General features: G+C 66.5%; 21 protein-coding genes and 2 rRNA genes (1 of these 23 only partly in view). 15 read left to right on the top strand and 8 right to left on the bottom strand.

The window, feature by feature from the left end:
• Position 1 precedes the first annotated feature (1 nt).
• A complete protein-coding gene (glyQ, locus tag AC3A6G_RS16425; RefSeq protein ID WP_487862330.1) occupies positions 2 to 910 on the bottom strand; it encodes a glycine--tRNA ligase subunit alpha in 909 nt (302 codons plus the stop codon).
• 182 nt (positions 911 to 1,092) lie between these two features.
• On the opposite strand from glyQ, the gene AC3A6G_RS16420 reads away from it, so the two are divergent.
• From AC3A6G_RS16420 to AC3A6G_RS16410, 3 genes are read left to right on the top strand one after another with little or no spacing between them, the layout of a single operon-like run.
• Positions 1,093 to 2,058, top strand: coding sequence for a diacylglycerol/lipid kinase family protein (locus tag AC3A6G_RS16420; protein ID WP_487862329.1), 966 nt, complete (start codon positions 1,093 to 1,095; stop codon positions 2,056 to 2,058).
• Entirely contained in the window at positions 2,055 to 2,882 is an 828-nt protein-coding gene (locus AC3A6G_RS16415) for a metallophosphoesterase family protein (protein WP_487865601.1), read from the top strand. Before AC3A6G_RS16420 ends, AC3A6G_RS16415 begins: the two co-directional genes overlap by 4 nt.
• Before the next feature lie 16 nt (positions 2,883 to 2,898).
• Positions 2,899 to 3,711 carry a phosphatase PAP2 family protein gene (locus AC3A6G_RS16410; RefSeq protein WP_487874062.1) on the top strand — a complete coding sequence of 271 codons (813 nt, stop codon included), beginning with the start codon at positions 2,899 to 2,901 and terminating at the stop codon, positions 3,709 to 3,711.
• A gap of 18 nt (positions 3,712 to 3,729) precedes the next feature.
• Here the strand turns inward: AC3A6G_RS16410 and AC3A6G_RS16405 are convergent, their stop codons facing one another.
• Positions 3,730 to 4,800 carry an asparaginase gene (locus AC3A6G_RS16405; RefSeq protein WP_487874061.1) on the bottom strand — a complete coding sequence of 357 codons (1,071 nt, stop codon included), beginning with the start codon at positions 4,798 to 4,800 and terminating at the stop codon, positions 3,730 to 3,732.
• A 144-nt stretch (positions 4,801 to 4,944) separates the two neighbouring features.
• On the opposite strand from AC3A6G_RS16405, the gene AC3A6G_RS16400 reads away from it, so the two are divergent.
• The 8 genes from AC3A6G_RS16400 to AC3A6G_RS16365 all read left to right on the top strand — a co-directional run bounded on the left by AC3A6G_RS16400 (position 4,945) and on the right by AC3A6G_RS16365 (position 12,584).
• Complete coding sequence (locus tag AC3A6G_RS16400; RefSeq protein ID WP_487862325.1) at positions 4,945 to 5,622, top strand: TetR family transcriptional regulator C-terminal domain-containing protein; 678 nt, start codon at positions 4,945 to 4,947, stop codon at positions 5,620 to 5,622.
• 102 nt (positions 5,623 to 5,724) lie between these two features.
• A complete protein-coding gene (locus AC3A6G_RS16395) occupies positions 5,725 to 6,312 on the top strand; it encodes an NAD(P)H-dependent oxidoreductase (protein ID WP_487874060.1) in 588 nt (195 codons plus the stop codon).
• Positions 6,309 to 7,580 carry an amidohydrolase family protein gene (locus tag AC3A6G_RS16390; protein WP_487874059.1) on the top strand — a complete coding sequence of 424 codons (1,272 nt, stop codon included), beginning with the start codon at positions 6,309 to 6,311 and terminating at the stop codon, positions 7,578 to 7,580. Before AC3A6G_RS16395 ends, AC3A6G_RS16390 begins: the two co-directional genes overlap by 4 nt.
• Before the next feature lie 18 nt (positions 7,581 to 7,598).
• A complete protein-coding gene (locus AC3A6G_RS16385; protein ID WP_487874058.1) occupies positions 7,599 to 8,462 on the top strand; it encodes a creatininase family protein in 864 nt (287 codons plus the stop codon).
• A gap of 73 nt (positions 8,463 to 8,535) precedes the next feature.
• Complete coding sequence (locus AC3A6G_RS16380; RefSeq protein WP_487874057.1) at positions 8,536 to 9,522, top strand: ABC transporter substrate-binding protein; 987 nt, start codon at positions 8,536 to 8,538, stop codon at positions 9,520 to 9,522.
• A gap of 25 nt (positions 9,523 to 9,547) precedes the next feature.
• Positions 9,548 to 10,384: an ABC transporter ATP-binding protein gene (locus AC3A6G_RS16375; protein WP_487862320.1), complete on the top strand. Its 837-nt coding sequence runs from the start codon at positions 9,548 to 9,550 to the stop codon at positions 10,382 to 10,384.
• Complete coding sequence (locus tag AC3A6G_RS16370) at positions 10,381 to 11,199, top strand: ABC transporter permease (protein ID WP_487874056.1); 819 nt, start codon at positions 10,381 to 10,383, stop codon at positions 11,197 to 11,199. Before AC3A6G_RS16375 ends, AC3A6G_RS16370 begins: the two co-directional genes overlap by 4 nt.
• Positions 11,200 to 11,207: 8 nt before the next feature.
• Entirely contained in the window at positions 11,208 to 12,584 is a 1,377-nt protein-coding gene (locus AC3A6G_RS16365) for an FAD-binding oxidoreductase (RefSeq protein ID WP_487874055.1), read from the top strand.
• A gap of 24 nt (positions 12,585 to 12,608) precedes the next feature.
• On the opposite strand, the gene lnt is transcribed toward AC3A6G_RS16365, so the two are convergent.
• From lnt to AC3A6G_RS16345, 4 genes are all read right to left on the bottom strand, one after another.
• Positions 12,609 to 14,141 carry an apolipoprotein N-acyltransferase gene (gene lnt / locus AC3A6G_RS16360; protein WP_487874054.1) on the bottom strand — a complete coding sequence of 511 codons (1,533 nt, stop codon included), beginning with the start codon at positions 14,139 to 14,141 and terminating at the stop codon, positions 12,609 to 12,611.
• A complete protein-coding gene (locus tag AC3A6G_RS16355; protein ID WP_487862316.1) occupies positions 14,141 to 15,019 on the bottom strand; it encodes a CorC family transporter in 879 nt (292 codons plus the stop codon). Before AC3A6G_RS16355 ends, lnt begins: the two co-directional genes overlap by 1 nt.
• A gap of 122 nt (positions 15,020 to 15,141) precedes the next feature.
• A complete protein-coding gene (locus AC3A6G_RS16350) occupies positions 15,142 to 15,870 on the bottom strand; it encodes a GNAT family N-acetyltransferase (RefSeq protein ID WP_487865592.1) in 729 nt (242 codons plus the stop codon).
• Positions 15,871 to 15,981: 111 nt separating this feature from the next.
• Complete coding sequence (locus AC3A6G_RS16345; RefSeq protein ID WP_487862314.1) at positions 15,982 to 16,455, bottom strand: Lrp/AsnC family transcriptional regulator; 474 nt, start codon at positions 16,453 to 16,455, stop codon at positions 15,982 to 15,984.
• 149 nt (positions 16,456 to 16,604) lie between these two features.
• Between AC3A6G_RS16345 and hppD the strand changes: the two genes are divergently transcribed.
• The 4 genes from hppD (at position 16,605) to AC3A6G_RS16325 (ending at position 21,416) form a co-directional block, all read left to right on the top strand.
• Positions 16,605 to 17,732 carry a 4-hydroxyphenylpyruvate dioxygenase gene (gene hppD / locus AC3A6G_RS16340; RefSeq protein ID WP_487874053.1) on the top strand — a complete coding sequence of 376 codons (1,128 nt, stop codon included), beginning with the start codon at positions 16,605 to 16,607 and terminating at the stop codon, positions 17,730 to 17,732.
• 48 nt (positions 17,733 to 17,780) lie between these two features.
• Positions 17,781 to 18,659: a phenylalanine 4-monooxygenase gene (gene phhA / locus AC3A6G_RS16335; RefSeq protein WP_487874052.1), complete on the top strand. Its 879-nt coding sequence runs from the start codon at positions 17,781 to 17,783 to the stop codon at positions 18,657 to 18,659.
• A 129-nt stretch (positions 18,660 to 18,788) separates the two neighbouring features.
• A complete protein-coding gene (locus AC3A6G_RS16330) occupies positions 18,789 to 20,483 on the top strand; it encodes an AMP-binding protein (protein ID WP_487862311.1) in 1,695 nt (564 codons plus the stop codon).
• Positions 20,484 to 21,416, top strand: a complete 933-nt coding sequence (locus AC3A6G_RS16325; RefSeq protein ID WP_487874051.1) for an MBL fold metallo-hydrolase — start codon at positions 20,484 to 20,486, stop codon at positions 21,414 to 21,416.
• A 118-nt stretch (positions 21,417 to 21,534) separates the two neighbouring features.
• On the opposite strand, the gene rrf is transcribed toward AC3A6G_RS16325, so the two are convergent.
• Positions 21,535 to 21,647, bottom strand: a 5S ribosomal RNA gene (gene rrf / locus AC3A6G_RS16320).
• Positions 21,648 to 21,774: 127 nt separating this feature from the next.
• Positions 21,775 to 22,868 (bottom strand): 23S ribosomal RNA (locus tag AC3A6G_RS16315); it runs 1,782 nt beyond the window's last position.

Below are 22,868 nucleotides of genomic sequence, written 5' to 3'. Positions count from 1 at the left end.
CTCAGGCTGCCTTTTTGGGTGCGATCTGCGCGACCCATTCGCGCGGCGCCATCGGGAAGCCCAGCCGCTCGCGGCTCTCGTAATAGCTCTGCGCCACGCTGCGCGCGAGGTTGCGGATGCGGCCGATGTAGGCGGCGCGTTCGGTCACGCTGATCGCGCCGCGCGCGTCGAGCAGGTTGAAGCTGTGCGCGGCCTTGAGCACCTGCTCGTAGGCCGGCAGCGCGAGTTGTTCGGCCATGAGGTGCTTGGCCTGCTTCTCGTGTGCGGCGAAGGCGGTGAAGAGGAACTCGGCGTCGCTGTGCTCGAAGTTGTAGGTCGACTGCTCGACCTCGTTCTGCTTGTAGACGTCGCCATAGCTCAGGCCTTCGGTCCAGGTCAGGTTGTAGACGTTGTCCACGCCCTGCAGGTACATGGCCAGGCGCTCGAGGCCGTAGGTGATCTCGCCGGTGATCGGCTTGCAGTCGATGCCGCCGACCTGCTGGAAATAGGTGAACTGCGTCACTTCCATGCCGTTGAGCCAGACCTCCCAGCCCAGGCCCCAGGCGCCGAGCGTGGGATTCTCCCAGTCGTCCTCGACGAAGCGGATGTCGTTCTTCTTGAGGTCGAAGCCCAGCGCTTCGAGCGAGCCGAGGTAGAGCTCGAGGATGTTGGACGGCGCGGGCTTGAGCACGACCTGGTACTGGTAGTAGTGCTGCAGCCGGTTCGGGTTCTCGCCGTAGCGGCCGTCCTTGGGGCGGCGGCTGGGCTGCACGTAGGCGGCCTTCCAGGGTTCGGGGCCGAGCGCGCGCAGGAAGGTGGCGGTGTGCGAGGTGCCCGCGCCCACTTCCATGTCGTACGGTTGCAGCAGCGCACAGCCCTTGTCGGCCCAGTACGACTGCAATTTGAGAATGATTTGCTGGAAGGTCAACATGAAGCAGGCCGGCGTGACCGGACATTGGACGGTAGCGCGGTGAAGAAGCACCGCGAAAGCAGGCGATTTTACGGTCGGAGGGCAACTCTCCCACAGCCGTCCGGCATGGTCGCTGCCGCGCCGGGCGCGCAGCGTGTGCGACAAACGAGGGCCGGCCGCGTGCCACCGCTTCACAGACAGACATGCAACCGCCCCACATCGGCCCCGAATCCCCCCTGTTCATCGTCCTCAACACCAGCTCCGGCAGCGAGGACGCCGCCGAGGCCCGCCGCACTATCGAAGAAGGCTGCGCCGCGGCCGGTCGCCGCCACCGCATCTTCGAGATCGACGGGCGCGTGACGGTCCAGGCGCTGGCGCGCGAGGCGGTCGAGCGGGCGCGCGCGGCGGGCGGGATCGTGGTGGCGGCGGGCGGCGACGGCACGATCAATGCGGTGGCCCAGGCCACGCTCGGCAGCGGGCTGGCCTTCGGCGTGCTGCCGCAGGGCACTTTCAACTACTTCAGCCGCGCCCATGGCATTCCGCGCGACACCGCCGAGGCGCTGCAGGTGCTGCTGACCCAGCGGCCCCGGCCCGCGCAGGTGGGGCTGGTCAACGACCGCGCCTTCCTCGTGAATGCCAGCATGGGCCTGTATGCCGAGCTGCTCGAGGACCGCGAGAGTTACAAGGTGCGCTATGGCCGCAAGCGCTGGGTCGCCTTCTTCGCCGGGCTGCTCACGGTGATGCGCGGCCGCCGCCACTGGAACCTGCGCATGGCCTGGCGCGGGCAGGAACGGTCGATCCGCACACCGACACTGTTCGTCGGCAACAACCCGCTGCAACTGCTGCAGGTCGGCATCGAGCATGCCGACGCCCCCGAGAACGGCCAGCTGGCCGCCGTCACGCTGAAGCCCCTGGGCATGCTCGCGATGCCGGGTCTGCTGGTGCGCGGCGCGCTGGGCCGCTTGGGCAGCGCCGACGAGGTGCTGAGCTTTCCGTTCGAATCGTTGACGGTGAATGCCGGCCGCTCGCGCGGCCCGCGGCGCGTGAAGGTGGCGACGGACGGCGAGATCGCCTGGGCCGAGATGCCGCTCCTTTTCCGTGTCTCGCCCGAGCCGCTGTGGCTGGTGCGGCCCGAGGTGGCACCGGAACTGGAGGCCGCCAAGCAATGAGCGGCCTGCTGCAGATTTCCGATCCGCATTTCGGCACCGAGCAGCCCGAGGTGCTGTCCGCGCTGGAACGCTTCGCGCGCGAACTCGCGCCGCAGGTGGTGGTGCTCTCGGGCGACATCACGCAGAGGGCCACGCGGCGCCAGTTCGCGGCGGCGCGCACCTTCGTCGACCGGATCGCGGCACCGGCGGTGGTGGCGATTCCGGGCAACCACGACATTCCGCTGTTCCAGCTGGGCGCACGCCTGCTTTCGCCCTACGGCCGGTATGCCGAGGCCTTCGGCGCCGAGCTGGAGCCGGTGTTCGAGTCCGCCGACTGGCTGGTCATCGCGGTCAACACCACGCGTTGGTACCGGCACGAGGACGGCGAAGTGTCGCCCGCGCAGGTCGAGCGGGTGGCGGATCGGCTGGCGCGTGCGCGCCCCACGCAGCTGCGCGTGGTGGTCACGCACCAGCCGGTGCTGGTGACACGGCCCGAAGACCTGCGCAACCGGGTGCACGGGCATGAAGCAGCCATTGCGCGCTGGTGCGCGGCCGGCATGGACCTGATCCTCGGCGGCCATATCCACTTGCCTTTCGTGCGTCCGCTCGCCGCGGCCTGCACCGCCTGCCCGCCCACGGCGTGGGCAGTCCAGGCCGGCACGGCCGTGTCGTCGCGCGTGCGCGGCGGGCACCCCAACTCGGTGAATGTGGTGCGCACGACGGATGCAGACGGCAGCCGCATCTGCCAGGCCGAGCGCTGGGACCATTCGGCGATCGAAAAGGCGTTCGTCTGCGCCAAGACATGGCAGCTGCCGCTGGCGGAGGGTTTCAAGGGACCGGGCTAAAGTCAGGCGCATGCCCATGGATGCCCCCGCTCTCGTTCTTCTTGCGCACCAGCTCGGCGAGCATGCCCTGGCCTGGTTCGCGGCCGCCTTCATCGTCTCGGTGCTCGGCACGGGCGCGGTCTGCGCGAGCCTGCAGCGGCGCCGCGCCCGCACCGCAGCGGACGGCGAACCCGACGAGCCGCGGCTCGCGGGTGCGCTGGCCGTCGGCTTCGGCGGCATCCTCGCGGCGGCGAGCCTGGTGGCCTACATCGCCTCGAAGCTCGGCGACGGGCGACTGCTGGGACTGGCCGACCAGGCGCTCGCCGATGCTATCGCGGCGCACGTGCCCTGGGGAGCGCTGGTAGTTTTCAGCTGGCTCACGCACCTCGGCGACTTCGAACTGCTGGCGCCGGTCTGCATCGCTGTGGCCTGGCTGCTGTGGCGCCATGCGCACCGCGGGCTCGCGCTCGGGTGGGTGATGGCGCTCGGCGGCATCGTGCTGCTGAACCCGGCGCTCAAGCGCATCTTCGAGCGCGCGCGGCCGCTGCACGACCACGGCCTCACGGTCGAGACCAGCTTCAGCTTCCCGAGCGGCCACGCCGCCGGCGCGATCGTGAGCTACGGCATGCTGATGTACTTGGCGTTGCGCCTGCTGCCGCCGCGCTGGCATGTGCCCGCGGCCATGGCCGGCACGGCCGCCATCGTCACCATCGGCTCCAGCCGCGTGTTTCTGCAGGTGCACTTCGCGAGCGATGTGCTTGCCGGGCTGGCGACCGGCCTGGCCTGGCTCCTCGTGTGCGTGGGCAGCCTCGAATTCGCGCGGCACCGCAGGCGCCGGCGCCTCCGCTGAGCTGCACCGCTTCGTGCCTCAATACTCCCAGAAGATGCGCTGCAGTTCCTTGGTGTCACTCGTTCTAGTGAGCGCCACCATCGCAAGGATACGCGCCTTCTGCGGACGCAGGTCGTGCGCCACCACCCAGTCGTACTTGTCGTCGGGCTGCTCGGCATTGCGCAGCACGAAGCCGTCGGCCACGCGCGAGGCACGGATCACGACCACGCCATCGGCGCGCGCCTTCTGCAGGTTCGGCACCACGCGCGCTGCCACCGAGCCGTTGCCCGTGCCGCCATGGACGATCGCCTTCACGCCGGCCTTGGCATAGGCATCGACGGCGATCGGCGAGACCCCTTCGTAGCCCAGCGCGATTTCCACCGGCGGCAGCGCATCGATGCTGTCGATGTTGAACTCCGAAGCCGTGGTGTGGCGTTTCACGGGCGCGCGGAACCAGTAGTTGCGGCCTTCGACCACCATGCCGAGCGGGCCCCACTGGCTCGAGAACGCACTGGTCTTGATGTTGACGTTCTTGCTCACGTCGCGGCCGCTGTCGATGTTGTCGGCCATGGTGACGAGCACGCCCTTGCCGGCCGCGTCCTTGCTGCCGGCCACGCTGACGGCGTCGTACAGGTTGAGTGCGCCGTCGGCCGAGAGCGCGGTGCCGGGGCGCATAGAGCCGACCACCACGATCGGCTTGCTGGTGTGCACGGTGAGCGTCAGGAAGTACGCGGTCTCCTCGAGCGTGTCGGTGCCGTGGGTGATGACGATGCCGTCCACGTCGGCCTGCTTCGAAAGCGCCGACACGCGCTTGGCGAGCGTCAGCAGGTGGTCGTTGGTCATGCTCTCCGACGCGACCTGGAACACCTGCTCGCCGCGCACGTTGGCGATCTTCGTCAGCTCGGGCAGGCCGGCGATCAGCTTGTCGACGCCCACCTTGGCGGCCGCATAGGTGGCGCTGTTGACGGCCGAGGCACCGGCCCCTGCGATGGTGCCACCGGTGGCCAGGATCACCACATTGGGAAGCGCCTGCTGCGCCTGGGCGATGGCGCTGGCGGCAAGCAATGCGGCACCGGCCGCGAAGGCCCGAAGGCGGGATGAAAGGTACATGCACAACTCCTTGCGTTAACAATTCTGCGAAGCGGCGAGAAGATACATGAACCATGGCGGCATGCCGCCCCCGGCCATGCCGCCATGGCATGCGGCCATGCGCGTGGGATTACCATCGGGCCGGCGCACTGCCGCCACCCGCCCATGAACGCCGATTCCGCCGCCCTCCCCCCCGCCCCTGCCCTGGAGATGCCCGCGCCCGAGGGTCCGCTGTCGCGGGCGCGGCCCGGGCGCGAGCGCATCATGGCGGCGATCCGGGCAGCGGCCATCGCCGAATTCAGCCTCAACGGCCTGAAGGGCACGTCGACCCAGGCCATCGCCGCGCGCGCCGGCCTCACCAAGCCGCAGCTGCACTACTACATCGCCGGCAAGGAGGAGCTCTACGAAGAGCTGCTGATGCAGGTGCTGCATGCCTGGAAGGTGGTGTTCTCGTTCGAGGACGCGAGCGACCCGGCCACGGTGCTCGGCGACTACATCCGCAAGAAGCTCGACCATGCCTTCGACAACCCCGAGATCTCGCGCATCTTCACGCGCGAAGTGCTCGACGGCGGCCGCAACCTCGACCGCTACTGGCCGAACGCGCGCGCCTGGACGCAGAAGAAGGTCGACATCATCAACGGCTGGATCGCGCGCGGGCAGATGCGCCCGCTCGACGCGCGGCTGCTCTTGATGCACATCTGGGCCATGACCCAGAGCTATGCCGACTACGCGATACAGACGCGCGTGATGCTCGGCCTGCCGCCCGACGCGCCCATCGAGCGCGAGCCGATCGCGCGCGAGCTCGTCGGCTTCGTGTTGAGCGGCTGCGGTATCGAAGCCTAGTTTTCCGCTGAATCGGCGCCTCTGCGCCCCAAGCCGGTGCCTCCGCGCTGGCACGTCGCTTGCATAACCTGACCACTTGCTCTGATTAAGCGGTCAAACACCATGCGCGTGCTCGTCGTCTACTGCCATCCGGTTGAAACCAGCTTCCACGCTGCACTGCACCAGGAGGTGCTCAGGAATCTGCGTGCGGCCGGGCACGAGGTGGACGACTGCGACCTTTACGCTGAGGGCTTCGACCCGGTGCTTTCGCGCGCGGAGCGCCTGGGCTACCACGACGTGCCGCAAAACCGGTTGCCGCTGGCATCCCATGTCGCCCGGCTGCAATGGGCCGAGGGCATCGTCTTCTGCTTCCCGACCTGGTGCTTCGGGCTGCCGGCCATGCTCAAGGGCTACTTCGACAGGCTGTTCATGCCAGGCGTGGCTTTCGACATCAGCGATCCGGCCAACGTGAAGCCGATGCTGACGCACATCAAGCGCATCAGCGCCGTGGTGACCTACGGCCGGCCGCGCTGGGTCGCCTGGTACATGGGCGACCCGCCGCGCAAGATCGTCACCCGCTACATGCTGCGGCTGACCGGCCGGCGCGCAAAGGTGGACTACCACGCCCACTACCACATGAACGTGGCGACCGAGCCTCAATTGAAGCGCTTCATGGCGCGCGTGGGCCGGGCGATGGGGCGCTTCGCATGACCGCGTCGCCCGCTCTGCTCGACAACGTGCGGCTGCCGCGCTGGCTGCTGCCGGCCGACTGGCCGGGGCGCGAGAGCGTGCCCGTGCCCGCACGCATCGCGCTCGAGGCCGGCCGCGTGCAGTCGGTGCGCCCTGCTACCGATGCGGCCCGCTCTGCCGCAGGGTGGAACCTCGACGGCGCGCTCGCACTGCCGGGCTTCGTGGACGCCCACACGCACCTCGACAAGGCCTTCACGCTGCCGCGCATGCAGCAGGTGCAGCCGGGGTTGCTTGGCGCCATCGATGCAATGCTGGCCGATCGCGCCCACTGGACGCCTGCCGATGTGCGCGAGCGAGCGGCCCGCGCGCTGCAATGGGCCTGGGAATGCGGCACCACGCAGGTGCGCACGCACGTCGACTGGTGGGAGCCCGATGCGTTGCCGATGGCCTGGTCGGTGTTGGCCGAGCTTGCACAGGAATGGCGCGGCCGCGTGCGGCTGGAGCAGGTCGGCCTGATCAAGCTGCCGCTGTTCGAGGATGCCGCGCAGGCGCTGCGGCTCGCGCAGCAGGTGAAGGCCACCGGGCCGCATGCGCTGCTCGGCGGCTTCGTGCACTCCACCAACTGGAGCAAGACCGCGCTGCGCAACCTGCTGCTGTCGGCCCAGGCCTGCGAGCTCGACGTGGACCTGCACGTGGACGAGGAACTCAACGCGCAGGCGGTCGGCCTCGAGACGACGGCCCGCATCCTGCGCGAAATCGGCTATGGCGGCCGCGTGGTCTGCGGCCATGTCTGCGCACTGGCGGTGCAGCCGGAAGCGCAGGCGCTCGCCACGCTCGACGCGGTGGCGCGCTCCCCGATCACCGTGGTCTCGCTGCCCGCCACGAACCTGCTGCTGCAGGACGCAGTGACCGGCCGCACGCCGCGCCTGCGCGGCATCACGCTGGTGAAGGAGGCGCGCGAGCGCGGCATCCCGGTGCTGTTCGCGAGCGACAACGTGCAGGACCCCTTCTGCCGGCTCGGCAGCTTCGATCCGGTCGAGGCGCTGGGCACGGCCGCACTCGTGGCACAGCTCGACGACCCTTTCGACACCTGGTCCGAGGCGCTGTGCCGCGCGGACTGGCTGCGGCGCGAGCCGGCCACAGTGCCCACGCTGGTCGGCGCCAGCAGCGACCTGGTGCTGTTCACGCAAGCCGACCGCCACGGCTGGCCCTCGCGCAGCGCTCAGCGCGTGGTGCTGCGCGACGGCCAGGTGACGCAAGGCGACCCGACCCCGTTTCTTCCCACGTAGAGAACCCACAAGGCGCCCATGCTCCACGGCTACATTCCACCCCACCGCTTCCTGCCTTACCTCAGCTGGACCGAGATCGCAGCCCTGCCGGACCGCGAGAACACGGTCATCGTGCTGCCCTGCGGCGCAATCGAACAGCACGGCCCGCACCTGCCGTGCTCGGTCGACAGCGTGATCTGCTCGGGCGTGATGGGCAAGGCGCTCGAGAAGCTGCCCGCGGAGGTGCGCGCCTTCGCGCTGCCGACCATCACCTACGGCAAGTCGGAAGAGCACCTGCACTTTCCGGGCACCATGACGCTGACCGGCACCACGCTGCTGTCGACCGTGATCGAGATCGGCGAATCGGTGTACCGCTCGGGCTTTCGCAAGCTGCTTTTCGCCAATGGGCACGGCGGCCAGCCGCAGGTGCTCGAGATGGCGGCGCGCGAGCTGCGGCTGCGCCATGGCGACTTCGTGGTGGTGCCGCACGGCGTCTCGCGGCTGCCGAGCGCGGCCAGCCAGCAGGTGAGCGAGCAGGAGAAGAAGCTCGCGATGCACGCAGGCCATTCGGAGACCGCATTGATGCTCGCGCTCGCACCCGACACGGTGCACATGGCGCGCGCCGTGGCCAACTTTCCGCCTCCGTTCCCGATCAAGCTGCTGTCGCCCGACGGCCGGCCGGCCTGCGCCTGGACCGCGCGCGACTTCGGCCCGAGCGGCGTGATCGGCGACCCGACCACCGCCACCCGCGAACAGGGCGAGCAGATCCTCGAGACGCTCTCCGACAGCTGGGTGCAGGCGCTGACCGAACTGCATGCGCTGCGCTGGCTGGTGCGCGAGGAAGCCACCTGGGAGCGCGGTCACCAGCAGGGCTTCGTCCAGCAGCACTTCACGCCGGCCTGAGCCTGCTTCTTGCATCCGGCATTTCCGTAGCTCTCTCTTCCCAACCTCACGCACTCTCGAAAGGTCGACTCCCATGCGCTCCTTCGCACGCTCCCTGGCCGGCGCCGCCGCCATCGTCTTCCTCGCTGCAGCCGCTCCCGCGCACGCCGAAGACAAGTTCACCTACATGACCAACTGGTACGCGCAGGCCGAGCACGGCGGCTTCTACCAGGCGGTGGCCGAAGGCATCTACAAGAAGCACGGGCTCGACGTGACCATCCGGATGGGTGGCCCGCAAGTCAACATCACGCAAATGATGGCCGCGGGCCAGGCCGACTGCATCATGGGCTCGAGCGACATCCAGATGATGCAGGTGCGCGAAGGCGGCGTGCCGGTGGTCAACGTGGCGGCCTTCTTCCAGAAGGATCCGCAGGTGCTGATCGCGCACGACGACGTGAAGAAGTTCGAGGACCTGAAAGGCAAGACGCTCCTGATCGGCGCCCAGGCCAACCGCGGCTACTGGCCCTGGCTCAAGGCCCGCTTCGGCCTCAAGGACGAGCAGACGCGTCCCTACACCTTCAACATCCAGCCCTTCGTGGCCGACAAGAACACCGCGCAGCAGGGCTACCTGACTTCGGAGCCGTATGCGATCCAGAAGGCCGGGGTGAAGAGCACCGTGCTGATGTTCAGCGACCACGGCTTCCCCGCCTATGCAACCACGGTCTCGTGCATGGAGAAGACAGTGAAGGAGCGCAGCAAGCAGGTGGCGGCCTTCATCAAGGCCTCGGCCGAAGGCTGGAAGAGCTACCTCGCCAATCCCGCACCCGCCAACGCGCTGATCAAGAAGGACAACCCCAACATGACCGAAGACCAGCTCGCCTACAGCGTGGCCAAGCTCAAGGAGATGGGCATGATCACCGGCGGCGATGCGGGCCAACTCGGCATCGGCGTGATCACCGATGCACGCGCCAAGGCGAGCTACGACTTCCTCGTAAGCGCCAAGCTGCTCGATCCTGCGAAGGTCGAACTCGCCAGGACCTACACGACCGAGTTCGTGAAGGACGCCAAGGTCCTGCCTTGAAGCCGACGCTGCCGGAGGCCCGCGCATGAACCGCATCGAACCCCACACGCTTGCGCCGCCGGCCGGCCTCGCGCCCACCGTGCCGGCGGTCGAAGTGCTCTCGGCCGAGAAGACCTACCCCAACGGCACGCAGGCGCTGCTGCCGGTGGACCTGTCGATCGCCGAAGGCGAGTTCGTCACGCTGCTCGGCCCTTCGGGCTGCGGCAAGAGCACGCTGCTCAAGATGGTGGCGGGCATGCTCGAGCCAAGCGACGGGCGGCTGCTGGTGTGGCGCAAGCCCGTGGCGGAAATCCACAGCTGCCCGCGCAAGCTGTCGTTCGTGTTCCAGTCGGCCACACTGATGCCGTGGGCCAGCGTGAAGACCAACGTGCGGCTGCCGCTCGACCTGGCCGGCGTGCCGCGCAGGGAGGCTGAGGCACGGGTGATGGACTCGCTCGCGCTGGTGGGCCTCGAGAAGTTCGCCGACGCGCTGCCGCGTGCGTTGTCGGGCGGCATGCAGATGCGCGTGTCGATCGCGCGCGGGCTCGTCACCGAGCCCGACCTACTGCTGATGGACGAGCCCTTCGGCGCGCTCGACGAAATCACGCGCCACAAGCTCGACGCCGACCTGCTCGATCTCTGGCGCAAGAAGAAGCTCACGGTGGTCTTCGTGACGCATTCGATCCACGAGGCGGTGTTTCTGTCGACCCGGGTGGTGATGATGGCTGCGCGGCCCGGCCGGGTGGTGGAGCAGTTCGTGATCGACGAGCCATATCCGCGCAGCCCCGACTTCATGGTGACACCCGAATTCGCCCGCCATGCGCGCGGCCTGCAGGAAAGCCTGCTGCGCGCGAGCCGCGCCGACGAGGAGCACGCACGATGACGACGACCGCCCGAAAGAACCCGCCGCTGCTGGCCCGGCCGCGCGTGCAGCGCGTTGTCTATCCCCTTCTCATCGGCGTGGTGCTGGTCGCGCTGTGGCAATGGATGGTGGTGGCCATGGAGCTGCCGCCCTACCTGGTGCCCTCGCCGATCCTGATGGTGCAGACGCTCGTCACCGACTGGGCGCCGCTCGGCAGTGCGCTCTGGGTCACGCTGAAGATCACGCTGCTGTCGTTCGCGCTCGCCACGGTGGCGGGTGTGCTGGTGTCGTTCCTGTTCGTGCAGAGCAAGCGCATCGAGACCGCCCTGTTTCCGTATGCCGTGCTGCTGCAGGTGACACCGATCGTCGCGGTGGCGCCGCTGATCATCATCTGGGTGAAGAACCCTGTAGCGGCAATGACCGTGTGCGCGGCGCTCGTGGCGCTGTTCCCGATCATCAGCAACACCACGCTCGGGCTGCGCAGCATCGACCCCGACCTGCAGAGCTACTTCAAGCTCAACCGCGCGACGCGCTGGCAGCAGTTGGTGCGGCTGCGCATTCCGAGCGCGCTGCCGTATTTCTTCGGCGGGCTGCGCATCTCGAGCGGCCTGGCGCTGATCGGCGCGGTGGTGGCCGAGTTCGTGGCCGGCACCGGCGGCGCGGGCGCCGGACTGGCCTACCAGATCCTGCAGGCCGGCTTTCAACTGAACATCCCGCGCATGTTCGCGGCCCTGCTCCTGATCTCACTGACCGGCGTCGCGCTCTTCGTGCTGATGGCCTGGCTCACCAAGCTCGCGCTCGGATCGTGGCACGCGAGCGAACTTTCTCAGGACTGACCTTGACCATGAACGCTTCCATCTCCGCCATCGAACAACTTCTGTTCGAGCTGCCGAACCTCGACTGGATCACCGACGAAAGCCGCGTGGCACGCCTGTCGCAGGACTTCTCCTGGTTCAGCCCGGTGCTGAACCGCCAGCTCAAGGACAAGCGCGCCGACGCCGTCGTGCGGCCGCGCAGCGAGGACGAGATCCGCGCCGTGGTCGGTGCCTGCGCACGGCGCGGCATACCGATCACGATCCGCGGCAGCGGCACCGGCAACTACGGCCAGACCACACCGCTCGCGGGCGGCGTGGTGCTCGACATGACCGGCTACAACGCGTTCCTCTGGGTGCAGCCCGGCGTGGCCCGCGCGCAGGCCGGCATCCGCCTGGGCGAACTCGAGAAGCAGACCCGGCCCTCGGGGCAGGAGATGCGCAGCGTGCCTTCGACCTACCGCAGCGCCACGCTCGGCGGCCTGTTCGGCGGCGGATTTGGCGGTGTGGGCTCGATCAACTACGGGCCGATCGGCGCGCCCGGCAATGTGCTCGGCATCCGCGCCATGACCATCGAGCCCGAGCCGCAGGTGGTCGAGCTGCGCGGCGCCGAGGCGATGCGCATGCACCATCTCTGGGGCACCAACGGGCTGGTGCTTGAAATCGAGATCGCGCTCGCACCCGCGCATCCGTGGCTCGAGACGCTCGTGACATTCGCCAGCTTTGCCGACGCGCTGCACTTCGCCGACAAGCTCGCGAACGCGCCGGGCATCGTCAAGCGCGAGATCGCCTTCTTCGCCGCACCGATTGCGGACCACCTGGCGCAGCTCGCAGCGCACCTGCCCAAGGGCTGCCACACGGTACTCTCGCTGGTGGCCGAGTCGTGCGAGGCCGCGATGCTGCAGCTGGCCGAGGCGCACGGCGGCAACGTGAGCTACCGCAGGACGGCCGCCGAGGTGCAGAAGAGCAACCGCACGCTGGCGGAGTTCACCTGGAACCACACCACGCTGCATGCGCTGAAGGTCGACCCCACGCTGACCTACCTGCAGAGCGGCTTCGTGCCGGGGCAGCATGTGGCGCAGGTCACCGAGATGGAGCAGCTGCTTGGCGGCGAGGTCATGATGCACATCGAGTTCATCCGCAACGTGGCGGGGCTCATGACCTGCAGCGGTCTCCAGCTGGTGCGCTTCAGCACCGAGGAGCGGCTTGCCGAGATCATCGAGATCCACCGCGCGCACAAGGTGCACATCAACAACCCGCATGTGAACATCGTCGAGGACGGCAAGGCGGGCGGCCCGCTACCGCCCGAGGTCATCGCAATGAAGCAGCGCTTCGATCCGCTGGGGCTCCTGAACCCCGGCAAGCTGCGCGACTGGCCGGTGAAGAAAGCCGAGCCGCTCGCGGCCTGAGCCGCACGTCGGCTTCGCGTTGCTTCAGTTCTTGCGGCGCAGCGCGAAGGCGATCGCCACGACGGCGAAGGCAAGGCCCCACAGCGGCCAGAGCCCGAACGGCGCCACCCAGCGTGCGAACGGCGTGAGGCCGGTACGGCCTTCGACCGTCGCCTCGAGCACGCCGCGCGTGAGCCGCGGCAGCGCATGCGTGACGCGGCCTTCGGCGTCGATGACGACCGTGGCGCCGGTGTTGGTGGCGCGCACCATCGGGCGCGCGAACTCAAGCGCGCGCATGCGCGAGATCGCCAGATGCTGGTCGATGGCCACGGTGTTGCCGAACCAGGCGATGTTGCTCACGTTGAGCAGGATCGTGGGCGCGCTCGCCTCGTTCTTGAAGTTGGCGCCGATCTCGTCGCCGAACAAATCTTCGTAGCAGATGTTCGGCGCGATGCGCTGGCCCTGCCAGGCGAACGGCGCCTGCGCGAGGCCGCCGCGGGCGAAGTCGCCGAGCGGTATGTTCATCATGTCGATGAACCAGCGGAAGCCCGGTGGGATGAACTCGCCGAACGGCACGAGGTGGTGCTTGCCGTAGCTGTAGGGCTCGGCCACACCAGGCCGAAACCCGAGCACGGCATTGCGGTAGGTGCCCTGCCCGCCGAGCGGCAGGCCGACGATCGCGGCCTGTTCGCCCTGGCTGTAGCGCGCCTGGATGGCGTCGAGGTAGCCCGCGGGCAACTGCTGCGGCAGCAGCGGCAGTGCCGTCTCGGGCGTGACGACCAGCGAGGCCGTCGCATCGCGCAGCTGCTCGCCATACCAGCGCAGCGCGAGGTCGATGCCGCCGCCGGGGATGAACTTTTCGTCCTGGGGGATGTTGCCCTGCAGCAGCGCGACCTGCAGTGTTCCGCTCGATGCCTTGGCGCCCTGCGCGGTCACGAGGTGCGGCGCGGCGAGCGCCGCCGCGGCGACGAGCACGGCGCCCCACACCGCCCTGGTGCGCGCGGGCCGCAGCAGGCCCGCGAGCGCGGCCACGAATGCCGCGACCGCGCCGATGCCGTAGACACCGATCCACGGCGCCCAGGCGGCCAGCGGCCCGTCGACATGAGCATAGCCGCCAGCGCCCCACGGAAAGCCGGTGAACCAGCTGCCGCGCACGAGTTCGGCCAGGGTCCAGAGCGCCGCGAAGACCAGCGCGCCGGCCAGGGCGCGGCGCGGGCCGCGCACCACGAACCAGGCGCAGGCCACCGCGTAGTAGAGCCCGAGCGCCGCCGCGAGCGACAGCACCGCGATGGCCGCCAGCGGTGCCGGCAGCCCGCCATAGGTGTGCATCGAGATGAAAAGCCACCAGAAGGTGCCGGTGAGCCAGGCGGTGGCGAAGAGCCAGCCATGCAGGCCCGCGCGGCGCCAGCCCGCACCCTCGGCGCGGAGCCACCCGAGCAGGCCCACGAGCACGGCGAGCGAGACGAGCTGCAGCCACCAAAGCGGACGGCCGTTGCCGGGCCAGGCGATGGCCGCGGCCTGTGCGAGGCCCGCGAAAGCAAAGCCGAAGACGCGCAGCAGGCCGACGGCGGGCCGCATCAATCGGAAGCGTCGGCGCCGCGGGCCGGCGACACCTTGAACCAGCGCACCGCGCCGCCCTTGGTGTGCAGCACGACGAAGTCGAAGCCGCCGATCGCGTGGTGCTCGCCGCGCTTGGGCACGCGGCCCATCTCGTGTGCGATCAGGCCGCCGATGGTGTCGAAGTCTTCGCCGAGCTGCTCTTCGTCGAAGACGATGCCGAAGGCCTCGCCCACGCGTTCGATCGGCGTGTCGCCCGAGACGCGATAGGTGTGGTCGGCCAGGCCGAAGATGTCGCCTTCGTCCTCGGCAATGTCGAACTCGTCCTCGATCTCGCCGACGATCTGCTCGAGCACGTCTTCGATGGTGATGAGGCCGGCCACGCGGCCGAACTCGTCGATCACGATCGCAAGGTGGTTGCGGTTGCCGCGGAACTCGCGCAGCAGGTCATTCAGGCCCTTGCTCTCGGGCACGAAGGTGGCGGGGCGCAGCAGCGCGCGGATGTTCAGGCCCGGCGCGCGCTGGAGCTTGAGCAGGTCCTTCGCGAGCAGGATGCCGATGATGTTTTCCTTCTCGCCTTCGTACACCGGAAAGCGCGAGTGCGCGGTGTCGATGACGAGGTGCAGCAACGCGTCGTAGGGTGCGTCGATGTTCACCAGATCCATGCGCGGCGCGGCCACCATCACGTCGCCCGCGGTCATGTCGGCCATGCGCAGCACGCCTTCGAGCATCACGCGCGACTCGGCGCCGATCACCTCGTTGTCCTCGGCGTCCGCGAGAGTCTCGATCAACTCGTCGCGCGAGTCGGGTCCGGGGTGGATGAATTCGGCCAGTTTCTGGAGGAATCCGCGCTTGTCTTCCCGTTCGACGGGAGCGCGTTCAGGGTGAGGTTCGGCCACTGCGGGAGGCGTAGTTGAAGAGGCACAAGGATACCGGATTGCGTGTGACAGGCTCTACCCCCGTCAAATCCCTGGCGCCAAGGGAGGATGCAGCCGCTTGCGGCGCAGCCCGGCTGACCAGCCTACTGGGCCGACTTGCCGCGCGCATCGCGGATGCCGCTGCGCACTTCCTGCAGGCTCGCGAGAAAGGCCCAGAACTGTTTGGCGCGGCTCTTGAGGTGGTAGTCGACCGCGGCGAAGTGCTCGAGCGCGATTTCGCTCATGCGGCTGTCGAGGGTGGCGCCGGGCAGTTGCAAATGTGCCTCGGACTCCGAACCGCTGCGCACCACGGTCGCACCGGCGTTGCGGGCGATCTTCAGCATCGCGGCGTTTTCGCTCAGTGCATGGATGAAGAGCATCCCGACGCCTTCGTTGCGTGCAACGACCACGGCGCGCTCGAACAGGCGGGCGCCGTAGCCGCGGCCGCGCGCATGCGCCGCCACCGAGACGCCGAACTCGGCACAGTCGCTGTGCTGGCCCGCAGGCGCGAACGCGAGGTGCGCCATGGCGATCAGGTCGAGCCGGCGGTTGTAGATGCCGAAGAGTTCGTCGCGGTCGAAATCGAGCCCGTCGACGTACCGCTGCACTTGGGGGTCACCTGCGGCATAGCCGAAGCGCAGGTAGCGATCGTGCGGCGAAAGCGCCAGCAGGTGGCGCGCGATGCGGTCGCGCTCGCGCGGGCCGATCGAGCGGATCGGCACCATGACGGGCGCGGGCGCGGGTGTCGCGCGCGGTTGCGCCTCAACCATCGGCGCCTTCAGGAATGAGCCGAGGCCGAGAGACGCCTGCAGAAGGGTCTTGGCGGTAAGCATGCTTCGAATATAAGGGTTTTCCCTTAACTTCCAAGTCCACAGGGGTACTTTCCGGCTTCATTTGTGAACCAATTGTGGATCGCCCATGGCATTGGCGCCACCGATCCGTGGCTAGACGGGTACAGCCGTGGTCGCCTTTACACGATCGAGCACGAAGCTGGTCTTGCAGTCCTCGACGCTGGGATGCTTGAGCAGGGTGTCCATGATGAAACGGCTGTAGTGGCCCATGTCGGCCACCACCACGCGCAGCAGATAGTCCATCTCGCCCGTGAGCGCCGCGCATTCGACCACCTCGGGCCAGGTCTGGACGCTGGCGCGGAACAGGTCCATGGGATTGCGCTTGTGGCTTTCGGTGTGCTTTTCGAGCCTGACGTTCAGGTAGGCCGTGAGCCCGAGGCCCACGACTTCGGGGCGCACGAGTGCGACGTAGCGGTCGATCACCCCGCTTTCTTCGAGACGCTTGACTCGCCGCAGCACGGCGCTCGGCGAGAGGCTGACCTGCTCCGCGATCTGGTCGTAGGTGGCGCGGCCGTCTGCCTGGAGCGTGCGCAGAATCAGCCGATCGATCTTGTCCAGTGCTTCCATGGACGCATTTTTGCAGGTTTCCTGCGCTGCGGCTTGCTTCAGCGCCCGACAACGCTGAAATCATGAACGCCTTCCGGCCTACATTGTGAGGACTGGCCTTTCGTTGCCACTTTTCATTTCAGCCCCACATTCCCTTTCGGAGACTGCCCATGAGCCACACCGACGCCCCCGCCTTCACCCCCTGGGAGAACCCCATGGGCACCGACGGTTTCGAATTCATCGAGTACGCGGCGCCGGACCCGGTCGCCATGGGCCAGGTGTTCGAGCGCATGGGCTTCACCGCCGTGGCCAAGCACCGTCACAAGAACGTGCTGCTGTACCGCCAGGGCGGGATCAATTTCATCGTCAATGCCGAACCCGATTCGTTCGCGCAGCGCTTTGCGCGCGAGCACGGCCCGAGCGTCTGCGCCATCGCCTTCCGCGTCCAGGACGCCAAGCAGGCCTATGAGCGCGCCATCTCGCTCGGTGCCTGGGGCTTTGCCGACAAGGCCGGCCCGGGCGAGCTGAACATTCCTGCGATCAAGGGCATCGGCGACAGTCTGATCTATCTCGTCGACCGCTGGCCCGGCAAGAACGGGGCGAAGCCCGGCGACATCGGCAACATCGGCTTCTACGACGTGGACTTCGAGCCGCTGCCCGGCGTGTCCTCGCAGGAAGCGCTCGCGCCCAAGGGCAACGGCCTGACCTACATTGACCACCTGACGCACAACGTCTACCGCGGCCGCATGAACACCTGGGCGGCGTTCTACGAGAAGCTCTTCAACTTCCGAGAGGTCAAGTACTTCGACATCGAGGGCCAGGTCACTGGTGTGAAGAGCAAAGCCATGACCAGCCCCTGCGGCAAGATCCGCATCCCGATCAACGAAGAAGGCAAGGAACAGGCCGGCCAGATCCAGGAGTACCTGGACATGTACCGCGGCGAAGGCATCCAGCACATCGCGATGGGCTCGGACAACCTCTACGAGACGGTCGATGCGCTGCGCGCAAAGGGCGTGACGCTGCTCGACACCATCGACACCTACTACGAATTGGTGGACAAGCGGATTCCGGACCACGGCGAGGACGTGGCCGAGCTGCACAAGCGCAAGATCCTGATCGACGGCAAGAAGGATGCGCTGCTGCTGCAGATCTTCAGCGAGAACCAGCTCGGGCCGATCTTCTTCGAGTTCATCCAGCGCAAGGGCGACGACGGCTTCGGCAACGGCAACTTCAAGGCACTGTTCGAGAGCATTGAGCTCGACCAGATGCGTCGGGGCGTGCTGACCGCCACAAAGTAGGCGGCCGCGATGAACCGCTGGCCCACCTAACCCGAGAAGAGCACTTCCATGGAAATTCCTGCCACTGCTGCTGTCGTGGCGCCGGCCGTCTACGGCGCTTCGGACCGCCCGCCGCGCGGCGACTATTCGCGCGGCGGCGCCGTTCATGCCGACTACACCTGCCCGCAGGACTGGGCCAGCTACACGGCGGCGGATCACGACACCTACAAGCGCCTCTACGAGCGCCAAGCGGCGCAGCTGCCGGGCCTTGCCTGCGATGCGTTCATCCAGGCGCTGCCCCTGCTGGGCGTGAAAGACCGGATCCCGCGCTTCGAGGAGATCAACGAGCGCCTGCACAAGGCCACGGGCTGGGAGATCGTCGCAGTGCCGGGGCTGATCCCGGAGCTGCCGTTCTTCACCCTGCTGGCCAACCGCAAGTTTCCGGTGACCGACTGGATCCGCAAGCCCGAGGAGTTCAACTACATCGTCGAGCCCGACGTGTTCCACGACCTCTTCGGCCATGTGCCGATGCTGTTCGACCCGGTGTTCGCCGACTACGTGCAGCGCTATGGCCAGGGCGGCATCAAGGCGCACGAACTCGGTGCAGGCGAGAAGCTGGCGCGGCTGTACTGGTATACGGTCGAATTCGGCCTGATCCGCCAGACCGACGGGCTGCGCGCCTATGGGGCCGGCATCCTGAGCTCGGTCGGGGAGTTGCAGCACGCGGTGCGCAGCGACGAGCCGCACCGGCTGCCGCTCGACCTGATGCGCACCATGCGCACGCAATACAAGATCGACACCTACCAGAGCAACTACTTCGTCATCGAGAGCTTCGCGCAGCTCTTCGAGCTCACGGCGCCGGACTTCACGCCGCTTTATCGCGCGCTCGAAGTCGAGCCGGACGTTCCCGCCGGGGTGCTGCTGCCGGGCGAAACCGGCAAGGCCTGATCCCGGCGGCTCTGGTTTCTTTCTTCTTCGCTCGCTATCGCTCAGGCGACAGCGGGCGCAAGACTCCTAGGACAAGCCCGCTGGCGTGCGGGCCTACGCGGCTCTCACAATTCGCGCAAAGGAGCTCGCATGCAGACATCCGCGCAACGACAGAACTATCCGGCCGACGTGCCGCACGAGATCGATCCGGACACGTACCGGTCCCTGCCCCACATGTTCGACGAGGCCTTCGGCCGCTACGCCGATCGGCCGTTCTCGGTCTGCATGGAGCGCTGGATGTCGTATGGCGAGCTCGACACGCTGTCGAAGGCGTTGGGTGCGTGGCTGCAGTCGCTCGGGCTCGAGCCAGGCGCCCGCGTGGCGATCATGCTGCCCAACATTCCCCAGTTCGCCGTCACGATGTGCGGCGTGCTGCGCGCGGGCTACACCTGCGTGAACGTGAATCCGCTCTACACGGCGCGTGAACTCGAGCACCAGCTCAAGGACTCGGGCGCCACGGCGATCGTCATCCTCGAGAACTTCGCTGCGACACTCGAGCAGGTGATCGACCGCACGCCGATACGGCATGTGGCCATCACTTCGATGGGCGACCTGCTCGGCGGGCTGTACGGCACCTGGATCACAGTGGCGGTCCGGCATCTGGCGAAGATGGTTCCGCCTTTCAAGCTGCCCATCGGCGACGGGCGCACCGTGACGCCGTTTTCCGAAGCGATCACAGAAGGGCGCGGACGCACGCTCGGGCCCGACCAGACCACGCTCGACTCGATCGCATTCCTCCAGTACACCGGCGGAACCACGGGCCTTTCGAAGGGCGCGGTGCTGACCCACCGCAACATCGTTGCCGCCACCCTGCAGGCGGAGGCCTGGTTCACCCCCGCCCTGGCGCGCGCCGGCGACCTTGCCAAGGTCAACAGCATTGCGGCGCTGCCGCTCTATCACATCTTTGCGCTCACGCTGTGCCTGCTGGTGATCCGGCAGGGCTCGCACATGACGCTGATTCCGAACCCGCGCGACTTCGACAAATTCGTCGCGGTACTCAAGAAGCGGCCTTTCCACATGCTGCCCGCGGTGAACACGCTGTTCAACGCGCTGCTCATGCATCCGGAGTTCAAGTCGATCGATTTCTCGACCCTTTTCGTTTCGCAGGCCGGCGGCATGGCAGCGTCGGAAGGCACGGCCCGGCGCTGGTTCGAGGTCACCGGCTGCCCGATGATCGAAGGCTGGGGCATGAGCGAGACTTGCGCCATCGGCACCAACAACCCGGTGTCGAACACCACGTTCACCGGCACGATCGGCCTGCCGCTGCCGAGCATAGCGATCGCCATCAAGGACGACGAGGGCAACTCGCTGCCTGCGGGCACGCCGGGCGAACTTTGCATCAGGGGACCGAACGTGATGCGGGGCTACTACAACCAGCCCGAGGAGACTGCCGCGGCGTTCACTGCGGACGGGTTCATGCGCACGGGCGACATCGCCGTCATGCAGGACGACGGCTACACCCGCATCGTCGACCGCAAGAAGGACATGATCCTGGTGAGCGGCTTCAACGTCTTTCCCAACGAGCTCGAGAACGTCATCTCTCTGTGTCCTGGCGTGATCGAGTGCGCGGCGATCGGCGTGCCCGACGAAAGGCAAGGCGAGGCGATCAAGGTCTTCGTGGTCCGCCGTGATCCCGCACTGACCGAAGAGGCCGTCATGCAGTACTGCCACAGCCAGCTGACCGGCTACAAGCGGCCCAAGCACATCGAATTCCGCGACGCGCTGCCGAAGACCAACGTCGGCAAGATCCTTCGACGCGAGCTTCGAACCAACACGCATGCCTGAATGAGCGACCACCCTGCCGCGGCCGGATTGCCGGCGAACCTCGTCGTTTTCGAGCGCGGCTGGCTGTCGTCGAACAACGTGCTGTTCACCGGCGCGGACGAGACCACGCTGGTCGACACCGGCTATGTGGCGCATGCCGGGCAGACGCTCGCGTTGGTGGAAGGCGTACTCGGCGGCAGGCCGCTCGACCGCTTGCTCAATACCCATCTGCACAGCGACCACTGCGGCGGCAACGCCGCCCTGCAGAAACGCTATCCGGCGCTCCTCACGGACATCCCGCCCGGCGATGCTGGGCTGGTCTCGGCATGGGACGAAGAGGCCCTGAGCTTCAGGGCAACCGGCCAGCGCTGCGCACGTTTTGGATTCACCGGGCTGCTTCGGCCCGGGACCGAATGCGTGTTGGGCGGAACGCCCTGGCAGGTGCACGGTGCACCAGGCCACGATCCGCATTCGGTCATTCTGTTCGAGCCGCTTTCACGAACCTTGATTTCTGCCGACGCGCTCTGGGCCAACGGCTTCGGCGTCGCCTTTCCCGAGCTGGTCGGCGAACCGTCGTTCGACGATATGGCGGCCACGCTGGACAGCATCGAGCGCCTGGGCCCGCAGCAGGTCATTCCGGGCCATGGCGCAGTCTTCTCGGAGGTGGCGGGCGCGCTGGCCGCCGCGAGGCGGCGGCTCGAGGGCTTCCAGCGGGATCCTGTCAAACACGCGCGACACGCCATCAAGGTGCTGATGAAGTTCAAGCTGCTGGAACTCCAGTCAGTCGACAGGACGGAGTGGGCCGGTTGGATCACCGGTACCCCTTATCTCGAAAGCATCCGATCGCGGTTTTTTGCCGCGATGGCATTGGATGCGCTAGCCGGCGAGATTCTGAAGGAATTGGCCGCATCGGGCGCCGCTGCAGTGGACGGCGAATACATCCGAAACGTCTGATGCAGACCAAGCGATGTTTGGTCAACAGAAAAGCGCCCGTCGGAGACAAGGCGCTTTATTAAACTGACAAAAGAAAAAGCCCAACCCTTTCGGGGCTGGGCTTTTCTTGGCTGTAAGAGCCTGACGATGACCTACTTTCACACGGGAACCCGCACTATCATCGGCGCTGACGCGTTTCACTGTCCTGTTCGGGATGGGAAGGAGTGGTACCACGTCGCTATGGTCATCAGGCATAACTTGTTGTCGTACTGATCACATGATCAATACAACGAATTCATAGAGTTTGGAATCAGCTTTGGCGAATTATTTTGAATGCGTCAACTTGGCATAACACCTTGATCTGACTGATCAAAGTTATAGGGTCAAGCCGCACGAGCAATTAGTATCAGTTAGCTTAACGCATTACTGCGCTTCCACACCTGACCTATCAACGTCCTGGTCTTGAACGACTCTTTAGGGGGCTCAAGGCCCCGGCAGATCTCATCTTGAAACGAGTTTCCCGCTTAGATGCTTTCAGCGGTTATCTCTTCCACACTTAGCTACTCGGCAATGCCACTGGCGTGACAACCGATACACCAGAGGTGTGTCCACTCCGGTCCTCTCGTACTAGGAGCAGGCTTCCTCAAATCTGCAGCGCCCACGGAAGATAGGGACCAAACTGTCTCACGACGTTTTAAACCCAGCTCACGTACCTCTTTAAATGGCGAACAGCCATACCCTTGGGACCGGCTACAGCCCCAGGATGAGATGAGCCGACATCGAGGTGCCAAACACCGCCGTCGATATGAACTCTTGGGCGGTATCAGCCTGTTATCCCCAGAGTACCTTTTATCCGTTGAGCGATGGCCCTTCCATACAGAACCACCGGATCACTATGTCCTGCTTTCGCATCTGCTCGACTTGTCAGTCTCGCAGTTAAGCACGCTTATGCCATTGCACTATCGTCACGATGTCCGACCGTAACTAGCGTACCTTCGAACTCCTCCGTTACGCTTTGGGAGGAGACCGCCCCAGTCAAACTGCCTACCATGCACTGTCCCCGATCCAGATAATGGACCTAGGTTAGAACCTCAAACACACCAGGGTGGTATTTCAACGTTGGCTCCACAAGATCTAGCGACCCTGCTTCAAAGCCTCCCACCTATCCTACACAGATCTGTTCAAAGTCCAATACAAAGCTACAGTAAAGGTTCATGGGGTCTTTCCGTCTTTCCGCGGGGAGATTGCATCATCACAAACATTTCAACTTCGCTGAGTCTCAGGAGGAGACAGTGTGGCCATCGTTACGCCATTCGTGCAGGTCGGAACTTACCCGACAAGGAATTTCGCTACCTTAGGACCGTTATAGTTACGGCCGCCGTTTACTGGGACTTCAATCAAGAGCTTGCACCCCATCATTTAATCTTCCAGCACCGGGCAGGCGTCACACCCTATACGTCCACTTTCGTGTTT

This window comes from Variovorax sp. Soil_C_26, assembly GCF_057657075.1.
This window is presented reverse-complemented; position numbering and strand designations above follow the sequence as displayed.

What these genes read in the sequence shown, in the direction of transcription:
- glyQ (WP_487862330.1), bottom strand. Translation starts at nt 910, where the DNA reads ATGTTGACCTTCCAGCAAATCATTCTCAAATTGCAGTCGTACTGGGCC.
- AC3A6G_RS16420 (WP_487862329.1), top strand. Translation starts at nt 1,093, where the DNA reads ATGCAACCGCCCCACATCGGCCCCGAATCCCCCCTGTTCATCGTCCTC.
- AC3A6G_RS16415 (WP_487865601.1), top strand. Translation starts at nt 2,055, where the DNA reads ATGAGCGGCCTGCTGCAGATTTCCGATCCGCATTTCGGCACCGAGCAG.
- AC3A6G_RS16410 (WP_487874062.1), top strand. Translation starts at nt 2,899, where the DNA reads ATGGATGCCCCCGCTCTCGTTCTTCTTGCGCACCAGCTCGGCGAGCAT.
- AC3A6G_RS16405 (WP_487874061.1), bottom strand. Translation starts at nt 4,800, where the DNA reads ATGTACCTTTCATCCCGCCTTCGGGCCTTCGCGGCCGGTGCCGCATTG.
- AC3A6G_RS16400 (WP_487862325.1), top strand. Translation starts at nt 4,945, where the DNA reads ATGAACGCCGATTCCGCCGCCCTCCCCCCCGCCCCTGCCCTGGAGATG.
- AC3A6G_RS16395 (WP_487874060.1), top strand. Translation starts at nt 5,725, where the DNA reads ATGCGCGTGCTCGTCGTCTACTGCCATCCGGTTGAAACCAGCTTCCAC.
- AC3A6G_RS16390 (WP_487874059.1), top strand. Translation starts at nt 6,309, where the DNA reads ATGACCGCGTCGCCCGCTCTGCTCGACAACGTGCGGCTGCCGCGCTGG.
- AC3A6G_RS16385 (WP_487874058.1), top strand. Translation starts at nt 7,599, where the DNA reads ATGCTCCACGGCTACATTCCACCCCACCGCTTCCTGCCTTACCTCAGC.
- AC3A6G_RS16380 (WP_487874057.1), top strand. Translation starts at nt 8,536, where the DNA reads ATGCGCTCCTTCGCACGCTCCCTGGCCGGCGCCGCCGCCATCGTCTTC.
- AC3A6G_RS16375 (WP_487862320.1), top strand. Translation starts at nt 9,548, where the DNA reads ATGAACCGCATCGAACCCCACACGCTTGCGCCGCCGGCCGGCCTCGCG.
- AC3A6G_RS16370 (WP_487874056.1), top strand. Translation starts at nt 10,381, where the DNA reads ATGACGACGACCGCCCGAAAGAACCCGCCGCTGCTGGCCCGGCCGCGC.
- AC3A6G_RS16365 (WP_487874055.1), top strand. Translation starts at nt 11,208, where the DNA reads ATGAACGCTTCCATCTCCGCCATCGAACAACTTCTGTTCGAGCTGCCG.
- lnt (WP_487874054.1), bottom strand. Translation starts at nt 14,141, where the DNA reads ATGCGGCCCGCCGTCGGCCTGCTGCGCGTCTTCGGCTTTGCTTTCGCG.
- AC3A6G_RS16350 (WP_487865592.1), bottom strand. Translation starts at nt 15,870, where the DNA reads ATGCTTACCGCCAAGACCCTTCTGCAGGCGTCTCTCGGCCTCGGCTCA.
- AC3A6G_RS16345 (WP_487862314.1), bottom strand. Translation starts at nt 16,455, where the DNA reads ATGGAAGCACTGGACAAGATCGATCGGCTGATTCTGCGCACGCTCCAG.
- hppD (WP_487874053.1), top strand. Translation starts at nt 16,605, where the DNA reads ATGAGCCACACCGACGCCCCCGCCTTCACCCCCTGGGAGAACCCCATG.
- phhA (WP_487874052.1), top strand. Translation starts at nt 17,781, where the DNA reads ATGGAAATTCCTGCCACTGCTGCTGTCGTGGCGCCGGCCGTCTACGGC.
- AC3A6G_RS16330 (WP_487862311.1), top strand. Translation starts at nt 18,789, where the DNA reads ATGCAGACATCCGCGCAACGACAGAACTATCCGGCCGACGTGCCGCAC.
- AC3A6G_RS16325 (WP_487874051.1), top strand. Translation starts at nt 20,484, where the DNA reads ATGAGCGACCACCCTGCCGCGGCCGGATTGCCGGCGAACCTCGTCGTT.